The 23,626-nt window shown below is 40.3% G+C and carries 20 protein-coding genes; 13 read left to right on the forward strand and 7 right to left on the reverse strand.

Annotated features, from left to right (window positions below; genetic code table 11):
* Nucleotides 1-38 precede the first annotated feature (38 nt).
* The 3 genes from hemG to HMPREF9065_RS08030 are packed head-to-tail and all read right to left on the reverse strand — an operon-like array spanning nucleotide 39 to nucleotide 2,640.
* Entirely contained in the window at nucleotides 39-551 is a 513-nt protein-coding gene (gene hemG, locus HMPREF9065_RS08040) for a menaquinone-dependent protoporphyrinogen IX dehydrogenase (protein ID WP_021615399.1), read from the reverse strand.
* The gene (locus tag HMPREF9065_RS08035) at nucleotides 551-2,017 is read right to left on the reverse strand and encodes a TrkH family potassium uptake protein (protein ID WP_033002397.1); all 1,467 of its coding nucleotides are present in this window, start codon (nucleotides 2,015-2,017) and stop codon (nucleotides 551-553) included. The genes hemG and HMPREF9065_RS08035 overlap by 1 nt, the downstream gene beginning before the upstream one ends.
* 11 nt (nucleotides 2,018-2,028) lie before the next feature.
* Nucleotides 2,029-2,640 (reverse strand): YigZ family protein, encoded by a 612-nt coding sequence (locus HMPREF9065_RS08030; RefSeq protein WP_021615401.1) that lies wholly within the window; start codon nucleotides 2,638-2,640, stop codon nucleotides 2,029-2,031.
* A 78-nt stretch (nucleotides 2,641-2,718) separates the two neighbouring features.
* Between HMPREF9065_RS08030 and tusA the strand changes: the two genes are divergently transcribed.
* The 6 genes from tusA (at nucleotide 2,719) to tehA (ending at nucleotide 8,746) form a co-directional block, all read left to right on the forward strand.
* Nucleotides 2,719-2,958, forward strand: coding sequence for a sulfurtransferase TusA (gene tusA, locus HMPREF9065_RS08025; protein WP_021615402.1), 240 nt, complete (start codon nucleotides 2,719-2,721; stop codon nucleotides 2,956-2,958).
* A gap of 105 nt (nucleotides 2,959-3,063) precedes the next feature.
* Complete coding sequence (gene ilvA, locus HMPREF9065_RS08020; RefSeq protein WP_021615403.1) at nucleotides 3,064-4,605, forward strand: threonine ammonia-lyase, biosynthetic; 1,542 nt, start codon at nucleotides 3,064-3,066, stop codon at nucleotides 4,603-4,605.
* A gap of 105 nt (nucleotides 4,606-4,710) precedes the next feature.
* Nucleotides 4,711-6,417, forward strand: a complete 1,707-nt coding sequence (narQ, locus tag HMPREF9065_RS08015) for a nitrate/nitrite two-component system sensor histidine kinase NarQ (protein ID WP_021615404.1) — start codon at nucleotides 4,711-4,713, stop codon at nucleotides 6,415-6,417.
* 12 nt (nucleotides 6,418-6,429) lie between these two features.
* Nucleotides 6,430-7,455: a UDP-N-acetylmuramate dehydrogenase gene (gene murB, locus HMPREF9065_RS08010; protein ID WP_021615405.1), complete on the forward strand. Its 1,026-nt coding sequence runs from the start codon at nucleotides 6,430-6,432 to the stop codon at nucleotides 7,453-7,455.
* A gap of 29 nt (nucleotides 7,456-7,484) precedes the next feature.
* Entirely contained in the window at nucleotides 7,485-7,793 is a 309-nt protein-coding gene (locus HMPREF9065_RS08005; protein WP_033002398.1) for a DUF2322 family protein, read from the forward strand.
* Nucleotides 7,793-8,746, forward strand: a complete 954-nt coding sequence (tehA, locus tag HMPREF9065_RS08000) for a dicarboxylate transporter/tellurite-resistance protein TehA (RefSeq protein ID WP_021615407.1) — start codon at nucleotides 7,793-7,795, stop codon at nucleotides 8,744-8,746. The genes HMPREF9065_RS08005 and tehA overlap by 1 nt, the downstream gene beginning before the upstream one ends.
* A gap of 51 nt (nucleotides 8,747-8,797) precedes the next feature.
* Here the strand turns inward: tehA and lptD are convergent, their stop codons facing one another.
* Together lptD and HMPREF9065_RS07990 are read right to left on the reverse strand one after the other, a co-directional pair.
* Entirely contained in the window at nucleotides 8,798-11,143 is a 2,346-nt protein-coding gene (gene lptD, locus HMPREF9065_RS07995; RefSeq protein ID WP_021615408.1) for an LPS assembly protein LptD, read from the reverse strand.
* A 92-nt stretch (nucleotides 11,144-11,235) separates the two neighbouring features.
* A complete protein-coding gene (locus HMPREF9065_RS07990) occupies nucleotides 11,236-11,784 on the reverse strand; it encodes a DNA-3-methyladenine glycosylase I (RefSeq protein ID WP_021615409.1) in 549 nt (182 codons plus the stop codon).
* Nucleotides 11,785-11,987: 203 nt separating this feature from the next.
* Here HMPREF9065_RS07990 and HMPREF9065_RS07985 point away from each other — a divergent pair, with 203 nt between their 5' ends.
* From HMPREF9065_RS07985 to HMPREF9065_RS07955, 7 genes are all read left to right on the forward strand, one after another.
* Complete coding sequence (locus tag HMPREF9065_RS07985) at nucleotides 11,988-13,532, forward strand: type I restriction-modification system subunit M (RefSeq protein ID WP_021615410.1); 1,545 nt, start codon at nucleotides 11,988-11,990, stop codon at nucleotides 13,530-13,532.
* Between the two features lie 17 nt (nucleotides 13,533-13,549).
* Nucleotides 13,550-14,254 carry a DUF3800 domain-containing protein gene (locus tag HMPREF9065_RS07980; protein ID WP_021615411.1) on the forward strand — a complete coding sequence of 235 codons (705 nt, stop codon included), beginning with the start codon at nucleotides 13,550-13,552 and terminating at the stop codon, nucleotides 14,252-14,254.
* Nucleotides 14,248-14,790 (forward strand): hypothetical protein, encoded by a 543-nt coding sequence (locus HMPREF9065_RS07975; protein WP_021615412.1) that lies wholly within the window; start codon nucleotides 14,248-14,250, stop codon nucleotides 14,788-14,790. The genes HMPREF9065_RS07980 and HMPREF9065_RS07975 overlap by 7 nt, the downstream gene beginning before the upstream one ends.
* Before the next feature lie 386 nt (nucleotides 14,791-15,176).
* The gene (locus tag HMPREF9065_RS07970) at nucleotides 15,177-16,328 is read left to right on the forward strand and encodes a restriction endonuclease subunit S (RefSeq protein ID WP_021615413.1); all 1,152 of its coding nucleotides are present in this window, start codon (nucleotides 15,177-15,179) and stop codon (nucleotides 16,326-16,328) included.
* Between the two features lies 1 nt (nucleotide 16,329).
* Complete coding sequence (locus HMPREF9065_RS07965) at nucleotides 16,330-17,478, forward strand: AAA family ATPase (protein ID WP_021615414.1); 1,149 nt, start codon at nucleotides 16,330-16,332, stop codon at nucleotides 17,476-17,478.
* A 4-nt stretch (nucleotides 17,479-17,482) separates the two neighbouring features.
* The gene (locus HMPREF9065_RS07960) at nucleotides 17,483-18,499 is read left to right on the forward strand and encodes a virulence RhuM family protein (RefSeq protein ID WP_021615415.1); all 1,017 of its coding nucleotides are present in this window, start codon (nucleotides 17,483-17,485) and stop codon (nucleotides 18,497-18,499) included.
* On the forward strand, nucleotides 18,496-21,591 hold the full coding sequence (locus HMPREF9065_RS07955) for a type I restriction endonuclease subunit R (protein ID WP_021615416.1): 3,096 nt from the start codon (nucleotides 18,496-18,498) through the stop codon (nucleotides 21,589-21,591). The genes HMPREF9065_RS07960 and HMPREF9065_RS07955 overlap by 4 nt, the downstream gene beginning before the upstream one ends.
* A gap of 147 nt (nucleotides 21,592-21,738) precedes the next feature.
* Here HMPREF9065_RS07955 and HMPREF9065_RS09855 read toward each other — a convergent pair whose 3' ends face one another.
* Both HMPREF9065_RS09855 and HMPREF9065_RS07950 read right to left on the reverse strand, forming a co-directional pair.
* A complete protein-coding gene (locus HMPREF9065_RS09855) occupies nucleotides 21,739-21,831 on the reverse strand; it encodes a methionine/alanine import family NSS transporter small subunit (protein WP_033002399.1) in 93 nt (30 codons plus the stop codon).
* Nucleotides 21,821-23,332 carry a sodium-dependent transporter gene (locus tag HMPREF9065_RS07950; protein WP_021615417.1) on the reverse strand — a complete coding sequence of 504 codons (1,512 nt, stop codon included), beginning with the start codon at nucleotides 23,330-23,332 and terminating at the stop codon, nucleotides 21,821-21,823. The genes HMPREF9065_RS09855 and HMPREF9065_RS07950 overlap by 11 nt, the downstream gene beginning before the upstream one ends.
* Between the last annotated feature and the right edge of the window lie 294 nt (nucleotides 23,333-23,626).

A 23,626-nucleotide genomic window follows, 5' to 3' on the forward strand; every position in this document is an offset into this window, starting at 1 on the left:
AAAAAAATGTTTGATAGGTTAGAAAAAATACAATTTGCTTATTTGATCTGCAAAAACGCCTCAGAAAATGACCGCACTTTCTGCCAATCTGTATATTCGATCTCTTTTGTCGGATCTGTTTCTCCGCCAGTGATGCGCATAATCAATTGGATCATAATACGATCGAAAAACTTATAGCGCGGATAAAGCAGCGCGCCGGCAAACACTGCCGATATCGTCGGTTTCCAGGTAATACGTTGCAAAAATTTGCGTACATAAACATTAGTTTCCGGTGTGGATTTTTCAGGTTTTCGCGCCGTTAAATTGACGCCGAAAAATGCCGTCGTCTTCTGATTTAAAAGTGCGGTGTGTTTTTCTAACATTTTATACAGCAGTTTATTAAAATGCCCGTAGCGGATCGAGGCGCCAATCATAATACGATCATAGGCTTGAAGATCGAATTCATCATGAATTGACTTAATCTCCACGTTTTCTTTAATCACATTTGCAATAAAACTGGCTATTTTTTTGGTTTGTCCATCATGTGTGGAATAGAGAATGAGCGTTTTCATTAAGATTTCCAAAATGTCGGTGTAAATAGAACTAAAAGTGAGAAGATTTCTAAACGTCCGCACACCATCGCTAACGTGAGAACCCACTTGGCGCTGTCGGGAATATCAACAAAATTACTGCTGACCGACCCCAGTGCCGGTCCAAGATTATTTAAACAAGCAATGACGGCATTGAATGCGTCAAATGTCTCAACGCCACAGCTAATCACACCAAGTAAACAAATGACAAAGACCAATAAATAGGCAGAAAAAAACGCCCAAATACTTTGAATCACCCTTTCATCCAATACACGTTTACCCAATTTTATCGGATAGACTAAATTCGGATGAATTAAGCGATTAAGCTCTCGTTTACCTTGTAAATAAAGCACAAGTACGCGCACGACTTTCAATCCGCCACCAGTCGATCCTGCACAACCGCCGATAAAAGAGGCGAATAATAATAAGATCGGAAGAAATAATGGCCACTGATCGAAACTTGAGGTGGTATAACCTGCGGTTGTCGAAATGGAAACCGATTGGAATGCCGATTGTTCAAGATTTTGTAGCCAATCATCATTAAAACGATGATGCCCAAGCAACATCACAAAACATACCGCAATAAGCACCAATTGAATAAAAATAAAAAAGCGAAATTCCGGATCACGAAAATAGCTCGACAGGATATTGCCTTTGCCAATTTGAGAAAAGGCGTTGAAATGCAAGGCATAGTTACAGGCTGAAATGAGTAAAAATGCGATGGTAATCAGATTAACGGCAGAACTATTAAAATACGCGATACTGCTATCATGCGTAGAAAAGCCGCCAATAGAAACGGTTGAGAAACTGTGGCTAATTGCATCAAATGGCGACATTCCGGCTAACCAATAAGCCATTGCGCACAGTGTCGTTAATGAAGCATAAATAAACCATAATGTTTTCGCTGTTTCGGTAATTCTCGGGCGCATTTTATTTTCTTTGACCGGCCCGGAAATCTCGGCGCGATATAATGACATGCCGCCGATCCCCAATAATGGAATGATCGCCACAGCCAACACAATGATCCCCATACCACCTAACCACTGTAAAAATTGGCGGTAAAATAAAATCGCTTTCGGCAACTTATCCAAACCGATGATATTCGTCGCACCGGTGGTCGTTAAACCGGAAAAAGATTCAAAAAATGCAGAGGCAATCGTCAAATCGGGATCTTCAAATAAAATAAATGGGATCGCCCCTAAACTGCCCATGACGACCCAAAAGGCCACAACGATCAAGAACCCCTCTCGCGAACGCAGTTCTTCTTTGTGATGATGGCATGCCCACCACAAAATGGCGCCGGCGATAGCGCTAATCACAAAAGATTGAATAAAGGCTTTACCGCCACCGTCTCCGTAAAGCAGGGCGACAAATGCCGGCAATAACATTGTGCCTGAAAAGCACATCACAAGAATACCAACAATGCGTAAAATAGATAGAAAATGCACAAAAAACTCTCTTACTCACTCTGTTCCAAAGATAATCTACCGGCAGATTTTTCGGTCAATTCCCGTTCAAATGCCTGCAATTTATCTAAGCGAATCCCTAACATTACTGTAACTTCAACCTGAAAATCTTGCTCGATAACCGCCGCATCATATTTTTCGCACAATGCTTGTAGCCACTGAATTTGGCTATAATCACACCGCACTTGATAGCGCAAATAGTCCACTTTGGTCGTGACGTCCAACCGCTTTAACGCTTGTTGAACACCGCCGCCATAAGCCCGAACCAAGCCGCCGGTCCCTAGCAAAATGCCACCATAATACCGAACCGTTACTGCGCAAATTTCACCTAATCCGCTTCCTTGTAAAGCCGCCAACATCGGTTTTCCTGCCGTTCCCGCCGGTTCGCCGTCATCCGAAAAACCGAGCTGTTGTGAATCATTGGGCTTGCCCGCCACCGTTGCCCAACACCAATGCCGGGCATTCGGGTGTAATACCTTGATTTCATGCCAAAAGGCTTTCGCCTCAGCCAAACCTTCCGTGTGGCGCAAATAGGTAATAAAACGGCTTTTTTTAATTTCTTCGGTAAAATCCACCGCACTTTTAGGAATGCTATATTCAATCATGCCATTAAGGAATTTTGCTGATTTTATACTGTGTTTTATTGTATTATAACCTGCAATTTTTCATAACAAATAGCCAAAATGAAGAACATTACAATCACCCAAACACTGGATACTATCGGGCTGCGATGCCCTGAACCGGTCATGTTAATCCGCAAACATATTCGCCATTTAGAAAACGGTGATGTGCTTTTAATGTTAGCCGATGATCCGGCCACAACGCGAGACATCCCCAGTTTTTGTCAATTTATGGATCACACCCTGTTGCATAGCGAAACCGAACAACTTCCCTATCGCTACTGGGTGAAAAAAGGAAAATGATAATAACAAAAAGTGCGGTGAATTTTAAAAGCATTTCTAAAATCCACCGCACTTTCACTTGTTTGCCATCACAATCATACTCGACATCTACGATATAATATCATCATGAAAAACTTATTAACCACCCCTCATCCCACCCAAAACGATTATATTAACGCCATCGTCAAATTGGGCTCACGTGTTTACGAAGCGGCACAGGTAACACCATTACAAAAAATGAATAAGTTATCTGAGCGCCTGCATAATGCGATTTGGATCAAACGTGAAGATCGCCAGCCGGTTAACAGCTTCAAACTGCGTGGCGCTTATGCCATGATTTCCAGTCTATCGGCGGAACAAAAAGCCGCAGGTGTGATTGCCGCCTCTGCCGGCAACCATGCACAAGGCGTGGCGTTATCAGCAAAACAGCTTGGCTTAAAAGCCCTTATCGTGATGCCACAAAACACCCCAAGTATTAAAGTGGATGCGGTGCGTGGTTTCGGCGGCGAAGTGTTATTACACGGTGCCAATTTCGATGAAGCCAAGGCTAAGGCTATTGCGCTTTCCAAAGAAAAAAACATGACGTTTATTCCGCCTTTCGACCATCCGTTAGTCATTGCCGGGCAAGGCACATTAGCGATGGAAATGTTACAACAAGTGGCGGATTTGGATTATGTCTTCGTACAAGTCGGCGGTGGCGGTTTGGCTGCCGGTGTGGCAATTTTACTGAAACAATTTATGCCGGAAATTAAAGTCATCGGCGTAGAATCCAAAGATTCTGCCTGCCTAACTGCCGCATTAGAAAAAGGTGAACCGACGGATTTAGCACATGTTGGCTTATTCGCCGACGGCGTTGCCGTAAAACGCATTGGCGATGAAACTTTCCGCCTCTGCCAACGCTACTTAGATGATATGGTGTTGGTAGATAGTGACGAAGTCTGTGCCGCGATGAAAGATTTATTTGAAAACGTGCGCGCTGTCTCTGAGCCATCAGGGGCATTAGGCTTAGCCGGCTTGAAGAAATATGTCAAACAACACAATATTCAAGGCAAAAATATGGCGGCAATTCTCTCCGGTGCCAACTTGAATTTCCATACGCTCCGCTATGTATCCGAACGTTGCGAAATCGGTGAAAACCGCGAGGCCTTGCTTGCCGTCACCATGCCGGAACAGCCGGGCAGCTTCTTAAAATTTGTCCATACGCTTGGTGCGCGTGCAGTGACCGAATTTAGCTACCGCTACGCAGATGACCAAAAAGCCTGTATTTTCGCTGGAGTTCGCACTGCGAATGAGGCCGAAAAAGCAGAAATTATCGCAGAGTTAACACAAAACGGCTTCGATGTAGAAGATATGTCCGATGATGACATCGCCAAAACCCACGTGCGTTATTTAATGGGGGGACGGGTTGCTGATCACGGCGAACGCCTTTATACCTTCGAATTCCCTGAGCAAAAAGGCGCATTATTAAAATTCCTTGAAACGTTGGGTGGTCGCTGGAACATTTCTCTTTTTCACTACCGCGCTCACGGTGCCGACTACGGCAATATTCTCGCCGGATTTCAGTTGGAACAATGCGATACCAGCGAATTTGAACACGCTTTGAAAACCTTAGGTTATGTCTATCAAGATGTTACCGACAGTAAATCCTATCGTTATTTCTTGCGTTAAAAAGACAGCCCAAAATGACCGCACTTCATGCTCTCCTCATCGTCCTATCCAAATGGGGAGAGCCTGTGCAGTCGAAACCCCGCAACGCACTTAGACAGATATTCTATGGTTAAAATTAAACACTCCGTTTCTACCCGCATAGCCAACTATCTCATTGTGATTATTATCTTTGTTGGTGTCATTGCCTCTTTAAGCTTTACGTTAATGGCGGGCAATAGATCGTATGCCGAAGCCATTAATGTCTCCGGCTCATTGCGTATGCAAAGTTATCGCCTATTGTACGACATGGAGCATCAACCGGAGTTAGTGGAAAAAGGCTTGCAGCAATACCGTGAAACTCTGTATTCACAATCGCTACAGAATATCCACCACCAGTTTTTTGTGTCTGAAGACGTGAAATCCTCTTACGACAATCTTATTATGCGTTGGGAGAAAATGGAGTCATTCGCGCGACAAAAAAATTTCGTTGAATATCAACGTGATATTGCCGACTATGTGGCGCAAGTGGATCAATTTGTCTCTGCATTGCAATATTCCGCCGAACAGCGTTGGATTTTGGCAGTATGGGTAATTGCTTTGTCATTATTGTTGATTTTTGTGATGGTTTCGTATGTGAATTGGTACACCCGTAAGGCTGTTGTGCGCCCATTGGAACAGCTGACGCAAGCCAGTATCCAAGTGCAAATGGGGCAATTTAAACATATTCCATTAGATGTAGATAAAGAAGATGAAATCGGCAATTTAGCGCGCACATTCACCAAGATGTCCTCTGAATTGGGTAAGTTATATTCCAGTCTTGAAGCAACGGTAAATGAAAAAACACAAAAGTTGCAACAAACCAACCGCTCTTTAACTACGCTATACCACTGTTCACAACTGGTTACCACCAACAATATTAACAGCAAGATTTTGCAAATGGTGATGCAAAATATCATGAGCAGCGAACATTTACGTTATTTGGAATTAGAAGTGTTAGATGCGGAACATTGGAATATTTGCTTGGGAACCAAACAACCGTTAATCGAATGTCAGCAAACAGATGTGAGCATGGAAGGCGAAACCTTGGCGATTCTGCATTGGCAGGCGGGGTTGCCTTGCCCGGATTTGCGCACCATGAACAACTTAGCGCAAATGCTTAGCCGTTCACTCTATTTCCATAAAACCCAACGTCAGCAAGAGCAATTGTTGTTAATGGAAGAGCGTTCTATTATCGCCCGTGAGCTACATGATTCGTTAGCCCAGGTGTTAGCTTTTTTACAAATTCAATTAACCTTGTTAAAACATAATTTGAATAAAGATGAGCCGGATTCCAAAAAGAAAAGTTTGTCAATTATTCAGCAATTTGAACAAGCCCTGAGCGATGGTTATAGCCAATTGCGCGAGCTGTTGGCGACCTTCCGTTTAACCATTCAGGAAGCGAATTTAAAACTGGCATTGGAGCAAGTCATTGATTCTTTACGTAATCAAACCGATATGCAAATGAGCGTAGATTGCTCCCTGCCATCGCAAAGTTTTAATGCGCCACAGTTAGTGAATGCCTTGCAAATTGTGCGTGAAGCGGTATTAAATGCCATTAAACATTCGCAGGGCACCTTAATTGAAGTGATTGCGCACACAAACGAAGATGGCGAATACGAACTCATTGTGCGCGACAACGGTGTGGGTATTCCTAGTTTGGAAGAACCTGACGGGCATTACGGCTTAAACATCATGCAAGAACGCAGTACACAACTCAATGCCAAATTAACAATTTCTCGTCGAGCAAGTGGCGGCACGGAAGTCAAAGTCACACTGGCTCACGCCTTATCTTAAAAGGACGAATACATGCAAAATTTACAACCTTTTCATACCTTTTCTCTTCCTGCAAAAGCTAAAAAAATCATCGAGATTCACTCGATTCCGGCATTGCAACAGGCTTGGCAAGACTGCTTGGCAGAACAGTTGCCGGTGCTTTTTTTAGGACAAGGCAGCAATGTGCTTTTTGTAGAGGATTTTGATGGCGCCGTCTTGCTAAATCGCCTACTTGGCATTGAACATCGGGAAGATGCGGATTTTCATTATTTACACGTTAATGGCGGCGAAGTCTGGCATGACTTGGTGAGATGGAGCATCGAGCAGGGGTATTATGGTTTGGAAAATCTGGCGCTCATTCCCGGCTGTGCAGGATCCGCGCCGATTCAAAATATCGGCGCTTATGGCGTGGAATTTAAAGATGTATGTGATTATGTGGAGGTGATGAATCTTCACTCCGGCGAATTGTTCCGCCTCACCAATGCCGAATGCGAATTTGGTTATCGGGAAAGCGTCTTTAAGCATCAATATGCGCAAGGTTATGTGATAACTGCCGTTGGCTTAAAATTGGCGAAGGCGTGGAAACCGGTGTTGAAATACGGCAATTTAGCCAATCTGGATAAAAGTGCGGTCACTTCTGCGGATGTTTTTGCCGAAATTTGTGCCGTGCGTCAAAGTAAATTGCCGGATCCGAACGTGTTTGGCAACGCAGGCAGTTTCTTCAAGAACCCCGTGGTTTTAACCCAACAATTTGAGCGATTACAACAAAACTATGCGACGATCCCACATTTTCCTCAAGCGGACGGCAGCATAAAATTAGCCGCAGGTTGGCTTATCGATCAATGCGGCTTGAAAGGCTTCCAAATCGGCGGTGCCGCAGTGCATCAGCAACAGGCGTTAGTATTGATTAATCAAGGCAATGCTACGGCATCTGATGTCGTTGAACTTGCCCATCATATTTATCAGCTTGTGGCATTGCGTTTTGATATTCACTTACAACCAGAAGTGCGCTTTATCGGCAAGCAGGGCGAAATCGATAGTCAACAAGCCATTCGTTAGTTTTTTAACCGATGACCGAAGGAAATTTTATGGACTTTAAAACCGTATTAGACACATTACCTCCCATTGATCACCTTTCCGGATTAACTATCTTAGATAACGGCACGGTGATTCATCACATTCCCGCCGTAGCCGGCAAATTAGGTTCACTGCGCGTGTACAATGCCTTAGCGCAAGAATTTAATGGGAAATTAGACCGCACTTCAGCACAAAAAGGCTTACAACTTTTCGCCGAACATACGCAAGATGCGCGCGAAAATGCCGGAAAACATCCCAATATTGATTTGTTGTTGCGCGTGATTGAACAAGACTTGTGTTATCAAATTGAGGCAGATTAATGGAACAGCAAAAACCTTTTCCTATTCCGGTCAATTATTTCAGTATCGTTTTAGGGTTAGCCGCATTAGGCTTAGCTTGGCGTTATGGTGCTCACACTGTGGCACTGCCGGCATGGGTCGGTGAAACCTTGCTTGGTTTAGCTGCGATAATTTGGCTGATTTTTATCACCGCTTATGGTGTGAAATGGTGGCGTTTTCCACATCAGGCTAAAGAAGAATTACATCACGTCATTCAGTGTTGTTTTATCAGCTTGATTCCAATTACCACCATGTTGATTGGCTTAGCGGCGTTGCCGTATGAAATCGCTTTGTCTGTTGGCTTAATCACATTGGGCATCATCGGGCAGTTAGCTTTTGCTGCTTACCGTGCAGCAGGATTGTGGCGCGGCATTCATAAAGCGGAAGCCGCCACACCAATTATGTACTTACCAACGGTGGCAACCAATTTTGTGAGTGGCACGGCATTAGGCTATTTAGGTTATAGCGAAGTTGGTATGCTCTTTTTCGGTGCCGGTGTATTTTCATGGCTCAGTCTAGAACCGGCAATTTTGCAACGATTACGCAATTTAGAGCCGCTCGCACCTGCCGTTCGTCCGGTTATTGGCATTCAGCTTGCGCCGGCATTCGTGGGTTGTTCTACTTATTTGGCGTTAAATGGTGGCGAAATCGATTTATTGGTGAAGCTACTTATCGGTTACGGTGTGTTGCAATTATTGTTCTTAATTCGTTTACTGCCTTGGATTTTCCAAAATGGTTTCACCGTTTCATTTTGGGCATTCTCGTTTGGACTGGCATCCATGGCAAACGTGGGATTGCATTTATACCAAGGTACGGCAGATATGCTGCTTAGCGTGCTCGGTTTATCCCTGTTCTGGTTTGCCTCCATCATGATTGGATTGTTGATACTAGGCACGCTTTACCTCATGATGCGCAGACGTTTCTTTGCCGCTTAAACGCTCTCTCAAACAAAAAAATGCCCTGATCATGTCAGGGCATTCTCATCATTAGTAAAGGCTAAACGCCTGCAAATAAGGCAATTTGCCTTTTTTCATCATATTCTCTATACCGGTTTTATGATCATGGCTAAACCCACGTAGTTCAAAGGTGACGCCAACTCCGTGATCATAGAAAATGTCATCATTTTTTTGATTCTGACGACTGGTAACATAACGTCTTGCGCCAACACCAACACTCCAACAACAGGTGTTATACTGCACGCCGAGGTATTGCTCCACCGGGTTTTTAAGGGCTAAATCTTGATAATAACGGCCTGCAATCGCCCAATGATCACTTAATTCCCAACCGACTTGAACGCCAAGTTGCTTAATATCTTGATTATAGCGATTCGCTTCTGCCGTTAAATTTTGGTTAATATATTCTTTACTGGCATAGCGATAATTTAACTGCACCACGTTATTTTTTGTCGGGTTATATTCTATTCCGGTGTTCGCCAGAGAAACCTGCCCCAGCTGAGGATCGTATTGATAGCCTCCCCGCCAACGCATCAGATCATTGATTTTCCAATTCGCTTCAATCGCCCATGAAGAAGACGATCCTTCGGTTCGGTTATCACGGTTCTCATCAATTCGTGACGGCTCAAGGTAATAAGTTTGCCCAACGGCGATATTAAACCGCTCTTCTTTATTTTCATCAAAGAATCGACTGGTTCCCCCTAGCGTCACTTGATTGGCTGACGCAATTCTATCCAAGCCGCTATAACGACGTGAATTAAACAGCGAAAAATAATCTTGTTGTAATAGCGAAGAATCGTAACCGAATCCTAAATACTGCGAATTCAGTTTAGAACCGATATTGCTTTGATCTTTATAAGGGCGGAACAAATACTGCGCACGCGGCTCAAGGGTTTGTGTATAGCCCGAAATAAAGGTTTGGTTAGAGGCTAAAACACTCTGAAAATCAATTTTTAATTGTGGCAAGATACGATTGACGCTCGATTCAACGTCCTCTGCCTTATCTGACCGCCCTTTCTTTTGCTGATACTGGGTGGCATAAAGCTTCGCTTCCAAATTCATACTGCCATAGCGATTTGACAAGGTTGTATTGACACTCGGTTCACCATGGAAACGCCACGCCGTCGGCATTTGCGCACTATCATTGTCAAAACGGACTGCTTGAGAAAAGAGTTTAAAATCCACTTTATTACCGAATAATCCATTTTGATAATAATTAAAGTCGATTTGAGGCAAGGCGCGATAAGGGCCAATAACCACTTCATCAAAAATTTGGAATTGCTTAACGAACATCGCAATATTGTAATTGGGTTGATAATACGCAATTCGCCCGGTTTGATCCGCATACCCATCAGTGCTGCTGCCATAAGCAGAATCAAAGTCGTTAAAATAACGCTTATCACTCACCTTGGTGTAATTCAAATCCAAACGCCAATCTCGTGCAAAAGCCGCATTATGCTTCCAATAGAATAAATGACGCTTACGATTTTCGCTGTCATAATCTTTTAATCGATCATCGCCCAAATATTCACCGGCAATCTGCCCCTCGCCTAATGTCGTTAAATAGCGAAATTCACTGTTCAACTGCCAACCACGACGAGACATATATTTCGGCGTTAACGTGGCATCTAAATTCGGAGCAATATTCCAATACACCGGCTGAGCATAAAAATAGCCATCCCGACTGCCATGTCCCAAGGTTGGAATCAATAAACCGGAACGACGGCGGTCGCCAATCGGCAACTGCAAATACGGCGTATAGAACACCGGCACGCCCTGCACTTTAAAACGGGCATGCCACATTTCTGCATACTCTTCTTTAACGTGTTGACGCATTTCATCGGCATAAATCGACCAAGAATGATCATCTTGCAAACAAGAGGTAAATGTCGCGTTTTTCATCACGCGATAGTCATCGCGCAATTCCACGCTTTCTGCCGACCCACGGCCTTGGCGATCCACTAATTGATAATGTGCATTGCGAACATCCGTATCTTTGGTATTTAAATGAATTTTGGCATCATCGCCCAACAAATTGATTTGGTTGTCTTGATAATCAAATCCGCCACGGGCAAACGCGTAACGCTGCACATTATCACCGCTTCCCTGTTGTTGCACCTCAACTTCCGCAGATTGTAAATGGCGATTGCCTTGTTTAACATCCACACGGCCTTTATAAATCCCACTGCGAGGCTGCGTTATCTCCGCCTGATCCGCCTCAATATACACCGGCAAATCGTTCGGATTTCCACTCACCACTTCACCGGTAAAATGCGGCACACCGTATAAACACTGCTTTGCTAAATCAGCCATGCTATCGGCGCTATAAAGTGCGGTCAAAATTGACAACGAAATTAACGTGTAAGTATTCTTTTTCATGAGAGTAGACAACCATTACAACCAAAGATAGCGTGATTATACTGTAAAATAGGCTAAATCACAGGGGTTAATCGGCGTTATTTGCCCCATTCTTATTTACAATGACAATGATTCCAATGATCATTCACCAAGCCCATCGATTGCATAAAAGCATAACAGGTGGTCGGGCCGACAAACACAAAACCGCGCTTTTTTAACGCCTTGGATAACGCCACGGAAACAGCCGTCTGGGCTGGCACCATGGTTAAATCGGGCACATCATTTACCTGCGGTTGCCCATCCACAAAAGACCAAATAAAACGACTAAAATTTTCACCGCACTTTTCCATCGCCAAATACGCCTTGGCGTTTTTCACAATCGCCTCCAATTTTGCCCGATGACGAATCAAACCGACATTTTGCATACACTGATTGATGTCTTCATCTGTCATTTGCGCAATTTTTTGCGGATCAAAATGGTAAAACGCCTGCCGATAATTTTCCCGCTTTTGTAACACCGTAATCCACGACAACCCCGCCTGCTGACCTTCTAAACAGAGTTTCTCAAATAATTTCTGACTATCAAATTGCGGCTTCCCCCACTCGTGATCATGATAATCCTGATACAATGGCGAACCCTCCGCCCACGCACAACGTGCCATTTTCTTTTCCTCTCAATAAAACAAAATCTTCCAGAATGAAAATAATCCCCTGATACCAAGACTTTTCACGCCAAAAGTGCGGTCATTTTCTAGCGTATTTCACGGGCGTTATCATCTTCATCAATATTTATAAAAACCTCATTGACAGGTAGAATAGCATCTTCATTCTCAATTGTTTTAATGATTTCTAAGGAGTTTCAATCATGGCCACTGCAATTCAACAACGAGAAGAGCTTCAACGCCGTATTTGGCAAATCGCTAATGATGTACGGGGCGCTGTTGATGGTTGGGATTTTAAACAGTATGTTTTGGGTACACTTTTCTATCGCTTTATCAGTGAGAATTTTATCAATTACATGAAAAATGGAGATGAAAGTATCAATTACGCTGGTTTAGCTGACAACATCATCACACCAGCGATTAAGGAAGAAGCGGTAAAAAGTAAAGGCTATTTTATTTACCCCAGCCAATTATTTAAAAATGTTGTGGCGAATGCCAACACCAATCCAAATCTTAACACCGAATTAAAACAAATCTTTAACGACATTGAAAACTCTGCCATAGGTTACCCTTCCGAACAGGATATCAAAGGCTTATTTGCTGATTTTGATACCACCAGCAACCGCTTAGGCAATACCGTTGCCGATAAAAACAGCCGTCTCGCTGCCGTATTAAAAGGCGTTGCAGAGTTAGATTTTGGTGACTTTGAAGATAATCATATTGATTTATTCGGCGATGCTTACGAATTTTTAATTTCCAACTATGCCGCTAATGCCGGTAAATCGGGTGGTGAGTTCTTTACGCCACAATGCGTATCCAAGCTGATTGCTCGACTGGCTTTATATGGACAAGATAAGGTCAATAAAATTTATGACCCCGCTGCCGGTTCGGGTTCTTTATTATTGCAAGCGAAAAAACCATTTGATGAACACATTATCGAAGAAGGATTCTTCGGACAGGAAATTAATCACACCACTTACAACCTTGCCCGTATGAATATGTTTTTACATAACATCAACTACGACAAGTTTGATATCGCCCTTGGTAACACCTTAATGAATCCGCAATTTGGTGACGATAAACCTTTTGATGCCATCGTTTCCAACCCGCCTTATTCCGTGAAATGGATTGGCTCGGATGACCCAACACTGATTAACGATGAACGATTTGCCCCTGCCGGCGTACTTGCACCAAAATCCAAAGCGGACTTTGCCTTTATTTTGCATACGTTAAGTTATCTTTCAGCAAAAGGCCGAGCGGCGATTGTCTCCTTCCCCGGCATTTTTTATCGCGGTGGTGCCGAACAAAAAATTCGTCAATATTTGGTGGATAATAACTATGTAGAAACGGTGATTGCGCTTGCGCCAAATCTCTTTTTTGGCACCAGTATTGCGGTGAATATTTTGGTGCTTTCCAAACATAAACCCGATACCCAAACCCAATTTATTGATGCCAGCGGTTTATTTAAATCCGCCACCAATAACAATATTTTAGAACCGGAACATATTGAGCAAATTCTCAAATTGTTTGCCGATAAAGAAGATGTACCGCATTTAGCCAAATCCGTGTCCTTTGAAGACATCGTTAACAATGAATACAACCTTGCGGTGAGTTCTTATGTGGAACAAAAAGACACTCGAGAGGTGATTGATATCGATGAGCTCAATGCTGAAATTAAACAAACCGTTGCTAAGATCGACCGCTTGCGCGCGGAAATTAACAAAATTGTGGCGGAGATTGATCAATAATTAGATAAGGAAATAGAATGGCTATTTATAAAATATTCTGTGATGAAAGTTGTCATTTAGAACATGATGGATCTGATATTATGGCAATTGGAGCAATTCATTGTTCTGCAGAAAAAGCAATTGAGTTAAGTAAATCAATTAAAGCATTGAGACATAAACACAATTACTTACCGGAACTAAAATGGAGTAAGCTAAATAAGCAACAATGGAATCTCTACCGCGATCTAATTGATCTCGTTTTAGATAATGAAGAAATTCATTTTAAAACGACTGTCGTAATGAATAAAAAGTCTTTAAATCACAAAATCTTCAATGAAGGCTCACACAATAATTTTTACTATAAAGTACTCTATTACACACTACGAGATTTCTTAGAGAAAAAAAATATTTACCGTATTTATTTAGATTATATGGATACATTGGGTGCAGATAAATCTAAGAAATTATGCGAAGTATTACAAAATGGTACAAACTGGGATTTAAAAGCAGAAGTTACAATCGTGCAATCTTATCAGGTACAAATTATTCAACTTTGTGATTTATTAGTCGGAGCTGTCGCTTATAAGAACCGAACTGATATTGACCATAAAAGTCCGATAAAACAACAATTTGTAGAATATTTGGAACAAAAATTATGTCATCCATTAGACATCACTACTGTACCTAGGGAAAAGCATTTTAATATCTTCCGTATGCAGCCACAGGGAAGAAAACGATGCTAGATGAAATATTAGACTTAAATAAAATTGAAAGTGAAAATTTATTTAATTATTTATATTCCATTTTCCATTCAGACTTTGTAGAAAATAAAACTTATTTAGCCGAAAAAATTTATATAGACCCTAAATCGCACGATTTAGAAGATAATAAAGAAAAAGTCTTTTGGCATCTAATCTCACGAGAAGAAAAAGAAATCTATTGGGAAAATGGCATAACGAAATTTCGTTCACTTGGTCGCTATCCTGATTATAGACGGGCCGAAAGAATTGGCTGGGTGAAAGAGATTCTAGCAAATCATACTCATGAAAAAATTAAGCTTTTTTATCATCGTGAAAGTAACAAAAAACGAGACATTCGCTTATATTTATGGGCTTATGAAGAAGATTTTGTTGTGATTTTACAGAAACTAGGTAAATCCTCTTCATTTTTAGTGACAAGTTTTTATATTGATCACCAAGGAAAACGTGATGATTATCAGAAACGCTACGAAAAATACCGAAATGGTGATAAAACCTTAAAAGAGTGCGAATGGTTCTAATGATAGAGAAATGGTCGCCTATTGTAAGCCGGGCGAACGGCTACCTCTTTCTACTAAAGAGTAGGTGAGCTGGCGGGATTATAGTTATTCAGTAACAATTAGGCAAGCTTTTTCTGATTCTTGAAAATTTTGTGAGCATATATAGTATTCAAAACAAATTAAAATCCAACAGTCAACCAAAAGTTGACAGTTCAACATTTGTAGGATGGACTTCAGTCCGCCGAGAATATCAATACCACTGTTGCCAATATCGACCGCTTGCGTGCAGAAATTGACAAACTTGTGGCGGAGATTGAGGGTAAAACGTAGGGTGGGCTTTAGCCCACCAATTTACGATAACAGGTGGTGGGCTAAAGCCCACCCTACGAGGAGCAACAAAAAATACAATGAAAAATAACCGCACTTTTTTAGAAAAATTATTGGATGGGGCTGAGGTTGAGTGGAAGCCTTTAAAAGACATTCTAATCAGAACTAAAGGAACAAAAATTACAGCTGCTGAAATGAAAATATTGCATAAAGACAATGCACCACTAAAAATTTTTGCTGGCGGGAAAACATTTGCATTAGTAAATTTTGAAGATATCCCTGAAAAAGACATCAATAAAAATCCTTCTATTATTGTAAAGTCTCGAGGGATTATTGAATTTGAATATTACGATAAGCCTTTTTCTCATAAAAACGAAATGTGGTCTTATTATTCAAATGATAAAAATATTAATATTAAATACATTTATTATGTTTTGAAAAATCAGGAGCCTTATTTCCAAAATTTAGGTTCAAAGATGCAAATGCCTCAGATTGCAACACCTGATACAGATAAATATTTAGTCCCCATTCCCCCACTCTCCGTCCAAACCGAAATCGTAAAAATTTTGGACGCATTGACAGCGCTTACCAGCGAGCTTACCAGCGAGCTTATACTACGCCGGAAGCAGTATGAATACTATCGAGAGAAATTGTTAAGTGAGGAAGAGCTTGCAAAGGTTGTAAGTGATTGGAAATATTTAACCCAAGTAGCAGATTTAACTAGAGGACGAGTTATATCAAAAGAGTATCTTTCTGATAATGTAGGGGATTATCCGGTATATAGTTCTCAAACTGTAAATAATGGGGAAATTGGAAAAATAAACTCATTCGACTTCGATGGTGAGTTTGTTAGCTGGACAACAGATGGAGCCAATGCTGGAACAGCATTTTACCGCTCAGGGAAATTTTCAATCACAAATGTGTGTGGATTAATAAAAATTAAAAATAGCTCTGAGCTCAACTATAAATTTTTATTTTATTGGCTTTCAATCGAGGCTAAAAAACATGTTTATTCTGGCATGGGAAACCCAAAACTAATGAGTCACCAGATGGAAAAAATTAAGATTCCTATCCCCCCACTCTCCGTCCAAACCAAAATCGTAAAAATTTTGGACAAATTTGAAAGTTTAACCAATTCTATCACCGAAGGATTGCCTTTAGCGATTGAGCAAAGCCAAAAGCGGTATGAGTATTACAGAGAATTGTTATTGAATTTCCCAGGCAGAGAATAATATGACTAAAAGTTTAGACGAAATTGCAAAACAGTTAATAGATTCCGGTAAAAAGGTCAGTTTAATTTATGCCTTTAATGGAAGCGGTAAAACCCGTCTCTCAAATGAGTTTAAAAAACTTATCGCATCTAAAAGCAAAGACGTTCATGAAAAAACATTAACAAGAAGAAAAATCCTTTATTTCAACGCACTTACCGAAGATTTATTCTATTGGGATAATGATCTACTTAATGACAATGACCCTAAATACAAATTAAAGATTCAATCTAATTCTTTCATCAGTTGGTTGATTACAGAGCAGGGGGATGAAGATAAGGTGATTAGCAAATTTCATCATTATTGTGACAAAAAACTCATGCCTAAATTCGATATTGAAAATAATCAAATTACATTCAGTTTTGCACGTGGCGATGGTAGACATGAAGAAAATATAAAACTGTCAAAAGGTGAAGAAAGCAATTTTATTTGGAGTATTTTTCATACATTCATTGAACAGGTTATTGCAGAATTAAATATCCGTGAACCTTGTGAACGCTCTACTAATGAATTTGATGAACTTAATTATATCTTTATTGATGATCCAGTAAGTTCATTGGATGAAAATCATCTTATTCAGTTAGCTGTAGATTTGGCAAAACTTATTAAAGATACCCAATCTGAAATTAAATTTATCATTACCACTCACAATCCTTTATTTTATAACGTGTTATACAATGAAATTGGAAATAAAGCGTGTTACATGTTGAGAAGAAACGAAAATGAGACATTTGAGCTTGAAGAGAAAGATGGTAGTTCCAACAAGAGTTTCTCTTATCATCTCTTTCTGAAAAAACTATTGGAAGATATTGAAGCCAAGGATATTCAAAAATACCACTTTATATTGCTGCGTAACTTATATGAAAAAACAGCTAATTTCCTTGGTTACTCTGGTTGGTCAAATTTGTTGCCTAATGATGATACCAAACAAAGTTATTACTCTCGTATTATTAATTTTACCAGCCACTCTACTTTGTCGAATGAGGTGATCGCTGAACCCACAGATGCTGAAAAAAATATTATTAAATATTTACTGGAACATCTAATTAAGAATTACGGTTTCTATATAGAAAAAAATATTAAAGAGCCACAAACTGATAATACAATAGAGTAAAACTATGAACGACTTAATCATCTACAACACCGATGATGGTAAATCCCATGTTGCATTGCTTGTCGTAGAAAATGAAGCATGGCTAACTCAAAATCAGCTTGCGGAACTTTTTGACACCTCTGTACCAAATATAACCACCCACATAAAAAATATATTACAAGACAAAGAGTTAGATGAATTTTCAGTTATTAAGGATTATTTAATAACTGCACAAGATGGCAAGCAATATCAAGTAAAACATTATTCCCTTGATATGATTCTCGCCATCGGCTTTCGTGTGCGTAGCCCTCGTGGTGTACAGTTTCGTCGTTGGGCGAATACGCAATTACGTACTTATTTAGATAAAGGTTTTCTATTAGATAAAGAGCGGTTGAAAAATCCTCAAGGTCGATTTGATCATTTTGATGAATTACTGGAACAAATTCGTGAAATTCGAGCCAGTGAATTACGATTTTATCAAAAAGTACGGGAGTTATTTAAATTATCTAGTGACTACGATAAAACAGATAAAGTCACTCAAATGTTTTTTGCCGAGACACAGAATAAGTTGCTCTATGCTATTACACAACAAACTGCCGCAGAACTCATTTGTACGCGTGCAAATGCTGAATTGCCTAATATGGGTCTCACCTCTTGGAAAGGTGCTGTTGTACGTAAAGCTGATATTATTGTCGCTAAAAACTATTTAACGCATGATGAATTAGATTCTTTGAATCGTCTAGTGATGATCTTTTTAGAAAGTGCCGAATTACGCGTTAAAAACCGTCAAGATCTGACATTAAATTTCTGGCGTAATAATGTCGATAATTTAATTGAATTTAACGGTTTTCCGTTGCTTATCGGCAATGGAACCCGAACCGTGAAACAAATGGAAACCTTTACTAAAGAACAATATGCCTTATTTGATCAAGTCAGAAAACAGCAAAAACGCATACAGGCTGATAATGAAGATTTAGAAATTTTAGAAAATTGGCAAAAAGATCTGAAAAAGCAAAAAATCATAATTAAGGAACATTCATGACCCAATACAAAACCATCGCCGAATCCAACCATTTTATCGTTTTAGATCAATATAATAAGCTTGTAGAAGAGCCTAATGCTGGTTATCAAACGGAAGGTAGCCTTGAGCGTGAGTTTATTCGTGATTTACAGGCGCAAGGCTATGAGTATTTACAAGATATCAATGGGCATGATGCGTTGGTGAAAAACTTACGAGCACAATTGCAGCGATTGAATAATGTGGTTTTCTCTGATGCAGAATGGCGACGTTTTTTAGAGGAATATTTGGATAAACCGAGCGATAGTCTGATTGAGAAAACCCGTAAAATCCATGATGACTCTATTTATGATTTTGTGTTTGATAATGGTCGCATTCAGAATATTTATTTATTAGATAAGAAAAATCTTGCCAATAACACTCTGCAAGTCATCAATCAATTCGAACACACCGGCAGCTATGATAATCGTTATGATGTGACAATTTTGGTGAATGGTTTACCCCTTGTACATATTGAATTGAAAAAACGCGGTGTAGCCATTCGTGAAGCCTTTAATCAAATTCACCGCTACAGCAAAGAAAGCTTCAATAAAGAAAACTCTCTCTTTAAATATATTCAGATTTTTGTCATTTCTAATGGCACAGATACTCGCTATTTTGCCAACACCACCAAGCGCGATAAGAATAGCTACGACTTCACAATGAATTGGGCAACGGCAAAAAATACCTTAATTAAAGATTTAAAGGATTTTACGGCGACCTTCTTGCAAAAGCATACCCTGCTTAATGTGTTGGTGAATTACTGCGTGTTTGATGTTTCCGATACCCTATTGATTATGCGACCGTATCAAATTGCCGCCACTGAGCGTATTTTATGGAAAATCAAAAGTTCTTATTTGGCTAAAAATTGGAGCAATAAAGAAAGCGGCGGCTACATTTGGCACACAACCGGTTCAGGCAAAACCCTCACCAGCTTTAAAGCAGCACGCCTTGCAACAGAATTAGACTTTATTGAAAAAGTATTCTTCGTGGTCGATAGAAAGGATTTGGATTATCAAACCATGAAAGAATACCAACGTTTTTCACCGGATAGCGTGAATGGTTCGGAAAGTACGGCGGGGCTGAAACGCAATATCGAAAAAGACGACAATAAAATCATTGTTACCACCATTCAAAAGCTCAACAACCTGATGAAATCGGAAGATAAATTACCGATTTACGATAAACAGGTCGTCTTTATCTTTGATGAATGCCATCGTTCTCAATTTGGTGAAGCGCAAAAAAATCTAACGAGAAAATTTAAAAAATACTATCAATTTGGTTTTACCGGTACGCCGATTTTCCCAAGTAACGCATTAGGTGCGGAAACCACGGCGAGTGTTTTTGGCGTTGAACTTCATTCTTACATTATCACCGATGCGATTCGTGATGAAAAAGTGTTGAAATTTAAAGTGGATTACAATGATGTTCGTCCACAATTTAAGAGCATTGAAACCGAAAAAAATCTTGAAAAACTGACCGCACTTGAGAAGAAACAAGCCTTTTTACAACCTAAACGTATCGAGCAAATTGCTCAATATGTTTTAGATAATTTCAAACAAAAAACCCATCGTTTTAATGCGGGCAACAATGGCTTTAATGCCATGTTTGCAGTAAGTAGTGTCGATGCGGCTAAAATCTATTACGAAACGTTCAAACGGTTGCAAAGTGCGGTCAAAAATCCACTTAAAATTGCAACAATTTTTTCCTTTGCCGCCAATGAGGAGCAAGACGCCATTGGGGATATTGCGGATGAAAGTTTTGAAGTAGAAGCGATGAATTCTACTGCCAAAGAATTTTTAAAATCAGCCATTGACGATTACAACAGCTATTTTGCAACAAATTACGACGTGGATGGTAAATCCTTCCAAAACTACTACCGTGATTTAGCCAAACGTGTCAAAAATAAAGAAGTGGATTTATTGATTGTCGTTGGGATGTTTTTAACCGGTTTTGATGCGCCGACCTTAAATACCTTATTCGTAGATAAAAACTTACGCTACCATGGTTTGATTCAAGCTTATTCACGTACAAACCGCATTTATAACAGCACTAAAAGTTTTGGCAACATCGTGACCTTCCGTGATTTAGAACAAGACACCATTGATGCCATTACGCTTTTCGGTAAGTCCAATACACGCAATGTCGTATTGGAAAAAAGTTATCAACAATATATGGAAGGCTTTACCGATGCCGGTGTTGCTTGTCGTGGATATGTTGATATTGTAACTGAGCTAAAAGAAAAATTTCCTGATCCGAGTGAAATTCAAACGGAAAAAGATAAGAAAGACTTTGTGAAATTATTTGGTGAATATTTGCGTGTTGAAAATATTCTGCAAAATTATGACGAATTCGCCGCCTTGCAAGCCTTCCAATCGCTCGATACTGCAGATGAAAAAGCCGTTGAAGCCTTTAAAGAAAAATATTATTTAACGGATGAAGCTTTTGCTGAAATGCGGCCTATTGATATACCGAGCGAACGTAATATTCAAAATTATCGCTCCACTTACAACGATATTCGAGATTGGCTCCGCCACCAAAAAGAGAGTGAAGAAAAAGCAAAATCGACTATTAATTGGGACGATGTAGTGTTTGAAGTTGATTTATTAAAATCCCAAGAAATCAATCTGGATTACATCTTAGAATTGATTTTCGAACACAATAAGAAAACGAAAAATAAAGCTGAGCTGATTGATGAAATTCGATCTATCATTCGAGCAAGCCTAGGAAACCGAGCAAAAGAAAGTTTGATTGTGGATTTTATTCATCAAACTGACTTGGATAACATTGTCGACAAAGCCGGCATTATTGAGTCATTCTTCCAATTTGCCCAAAAAGAGCAACAACAAGAAGCCGATGAATTGATGAGCAGTGAAGGACTGAATATTGATGCCGCGAAACGTTACATGAACGTATCTTTAAAACGCGGATACGCCAGTGAACAAGGCACGGATTTAAATGATGCTCTCCCGAAAATGAGCCCGCTTAATCCACAATACCTCACAATAAAACAACGTATATTCCAAAAAATCGCCGCATTTGTTGAGAAATTTAAAGGGATTGGAGGAACTCTCTGATTTAGTTTGAATTCACATACGATGTATGCCAACGCATAATTTATGTATGAATTGAGTAAGGCACTACTTTTCATCAAATAAAAACGGCACCTCAGTCGATGAGACTTAAAAATCTCTCGGCTGAGATGCCGTTTTTAATCGTATCAATTACTCTTTTGGTAAGCGTATGATGGAAAGTAGCAATCCGCCCCAGATAATAATTAGTGCGATCGCCATCATGATAATTGCATTAGTTGTCATGATTTTCTCCTTGTTTTTGTGTCAAGTGCTTCCACGGCAAACGGGAAAGTAAAAAACTGATAATGACTAAGCCGGCAGCCATACCCCAGCCGAAGGTGTTGACAAACCATTGTGGGTAACCTTCGTAGCCGTTTGCTAATACTTTGGTGGCTTCTTTGTAAAGCATGAAGGCTAAAACGCCGGTAGTAACGACAATACAAGCTTTCCAGATTGCCCCGACTTTAAAAGAGCTGGTTTCGTTCAAGTGTTCACCAAGTTCTTTTAATCTGCCGGTAACGATAATGGAGAGTAAAGAGAAGAAGGCTACGGCAACGATACCGAACATATTGACGAAGTTGTCCATGGTATCAAGCATCGGTAAGCCTGCCGCCGTACCAAACAATAAGGTGGATGCAAGCATCATTGGTAAACCAACTAAAAATGTGGCGTGCACGCGGCGCAAGCGTAATTTATCTTGTACTGCCGCAATGATCACTTCTAATACGGAAATAAAAGAAGTTAAACCGGCAAACACTAAGGAACCAAAAAATAATACGCCAAGTAACTGTCCTAGCGGTGCTTGGTTAATGATGGTTGGGAAGGCAAAGAATGCCAAACCAATTCCACCCTTAGCCACGTCGCTAACTTCTTGTCCGTTTGCCATAGCAATGAAACCTAACGCCGAGAATACGCCAATACCAGCTAACACTTCAAAGCTACTATTAGCAAAGCCAACTACTAAACCGGCGCCGGTTAAATCCGATTCTTTTTTCAAGTAAGAGGCATACGTCAGCATGATACCGAAGCAAATGGAAAGAGAGAAAAAGATTTGTCCATAGGCGGCAATCCAAACACTTGGATCGGTTAATTTGTCCCAGTTTGGTGAGAATAACGCATCAAGACCTTTTGCTGCACCCGGTAGAAATAAAGAATAAACCACCAAAGCAATAAACATAATCACCAAAATCGGCATAAAGATGACGGAAGAACGTGCAACACCTTTTTGTACGCCAAAAGAGAGAATTAATAACGTGATGATCCAGACAGCAAGCAATGGGCCGACAACTGTACCAACAAAATCAAAACTTAAAGCAACCTCACTAGCCATTTTGATGTGTTCATGTAAGAAGAAATCGACCGGGTTACTCCCCCATGCAGAGCTGAAAGAATAATAAGTATAACTTGCTGCCCAACCGAGAATAACCGCATAGTAGAGACCGATAATGACATTGATCATTACTTGCCACCAACCAAAGGTTTCAAACGTAGTTTTGAGTTTACGATAAGCCAACGGCGGGGATGCGCGGAATTTATGACCTAACGCATAATCCAAGAAAAGTAATGGAATACCTGCAGTTAATAGGGCAACAATATAGGGAATAATAAAGGCTCCCCCGCCATTTTCGTAAGTAACATAAGGGAAACGCCAAATATTCCCCAACCCGACCGCGGAGCCGATCGCCGCAAAAATAAAGGCTCTCCGCCCAGAGAATGTTTCTCGTTTATGTGTGGTTTGTGTCATATAAACACCTGTTAAAAGTTAAAAATGAAAGAATGCTACTATAACCGAATAAAAAGGCTGTTCATAGCTACAAAACAATTATTCATGTTAAGAACAGAAGGCTATTTTATCTATCCAGAAATGTCATCACACAAAATTGATTTAAAAATGTGATCCCTTGATAAAAGCCATAAAAAAAGTGAGCATTGTCATAACAACACTCACTCTTTATAGACTTCAAGTATTTTGCCAATATGGCCTTTTATTATACTTACTTGATAATTTTAGCTACCACGCCAGCGCCTACTGTACGGC

It is taken from the genome of Aggregatibacter sp. oral taxon 458 str. W10330 (assembly GCF_000466335.1).
Classification (GTDB): domain Bacteria; phylum Pseudomonadota; class Gammaproteobacteria; order Enterobacterales; family Pasteurellaceae; genus Aggregatibacter.

Bases quoted from the DNA above. Each gene is read 5' to 3' on its own strand.
- hemG (WP_021615399.1), bottom strand. From the start codon at position 551: ATGAAAACGCTCATTCTCTATTCCACACATGATGGACAAACCAAAAAA.
- HMPREF9065_RS08030 (WP_021615401.1), bottom strand. From the start codon at position 2,640: ATGATTGAATATAGCATTCCTAAAAGTGCGGTGGATTTTACCGAAGAA.
- tusA (WP_021615402.1), top strand. From the start codon at position 2,719: ATGAAGAACATTACAATCACCCAAACACTGGATACTATCGGGCTGCGA.
- ilvA (WP_021615403.1), top strand. From the start codon at position 3,064: ATGAAAAACTTATTAACCACCCCTCATCCCACCCAAAACGATTATATT.
- narQ (WP_021615404.1), top strand. From the start codon at position 4,711: ATGGTTAAAATTAAACACTCCGTTTCTACCCGCATAGCCAACTATCTC.
- murB (WP_021615405.1), top strand. From the start codon at position 6,430: ATGCAAAATTTACAACCTTTTCATACCTTTTCTCTTCCTGCAAAAGCT.
- HMPREF9065_RS08005 (WP_033002398.1), top strand. From the start codon at position 7,485: ATGGACTTTAAAACCGTATTAGACACATTACCTCCCATTGATCACCTT.
- tehA (WP_021615407.1), top strand. From the start codon at position 7,793: ATGGAACAGCAAAAACCTTTTCCTATTCCGGTCAATTATTTCAGTATC.
- lptD (WP_021615408.1), bottom strand. From the start codon at position 11,143: ATGAAAAAGAATACTTACACGTTAATTTCGTTGTCAATTTTGACCGCA.
- HMPREF9065_RS07990 (WP_021615409.1), bottom strand. From the start codon at position 11,784: ATGGCACGTTGTGCGTGGGCGGAGGGTTCGCCATTGTATCAGGATTAT.
- HMPREF9065_RS07985 (WP_021615410.1), top strand. From the start codon at position 11,988: ATGGCCACTGCAATTCAACAACGAGAAGAGCTTCAACGCCGTATTTGG.
- HMPREF9065_RS07980 (WP_021615411.1), top strand. From the start codon at position 13,550: ATGGCTATTTATAAAATATTCTGTGATGAAAGTTGTCATTTAGAACAT.
- HMPREF9065_RS07975 (WP_021615412.1), top strand. From the start codon at position 14,248: ATGCTAGATGAAATATTAGACTTAAATAAAATTGAAAGTGAAAATTTA.
- HMPREF9065_RS07970 (WP_021615413.1), top strand. From the start codon at position 15,177: ATGAAAAATAACCGCACTTTTTTAGAAAAATTATTGGATGGGGCTGAG.
- HMPREF9065_RS07965 (WP_021615414.1), top strand. From the start codon at position 16,330: ATGACTAAAAGTTTAGACGAAATTGCAAAACAGTTAATAGATTCCGGT.
- HMPREF9065_RS07960 (WP_021615415.1), top strand. From the start codon at position 17,483: ATGAACGACTTAATCATCTACAACACCGATGATGGTAAATCCCATGTT.
- HMPREF9065_RS07955 (WP_021615416.1), top strand. From the start codon at position 18,496: ATGACCCAATACAAAACCATCGCCGAATCCAACCATTTTATCGTTTTA.
- HMPREF9065_RS09855 (WP_033002399.1), bottom strand. From the start codon at position 21,831: ATGACAACTAATGCAATTATCATGATGGCGATCGCACTAATTATTATC.
- HMPREF9065_RS07950 (WP_021615417.1), bottom strand. From the start codon at position 23,332: ATGACACAAACCACACATAAACGAGAAACATTCTCTGGGCGGAGAGCC.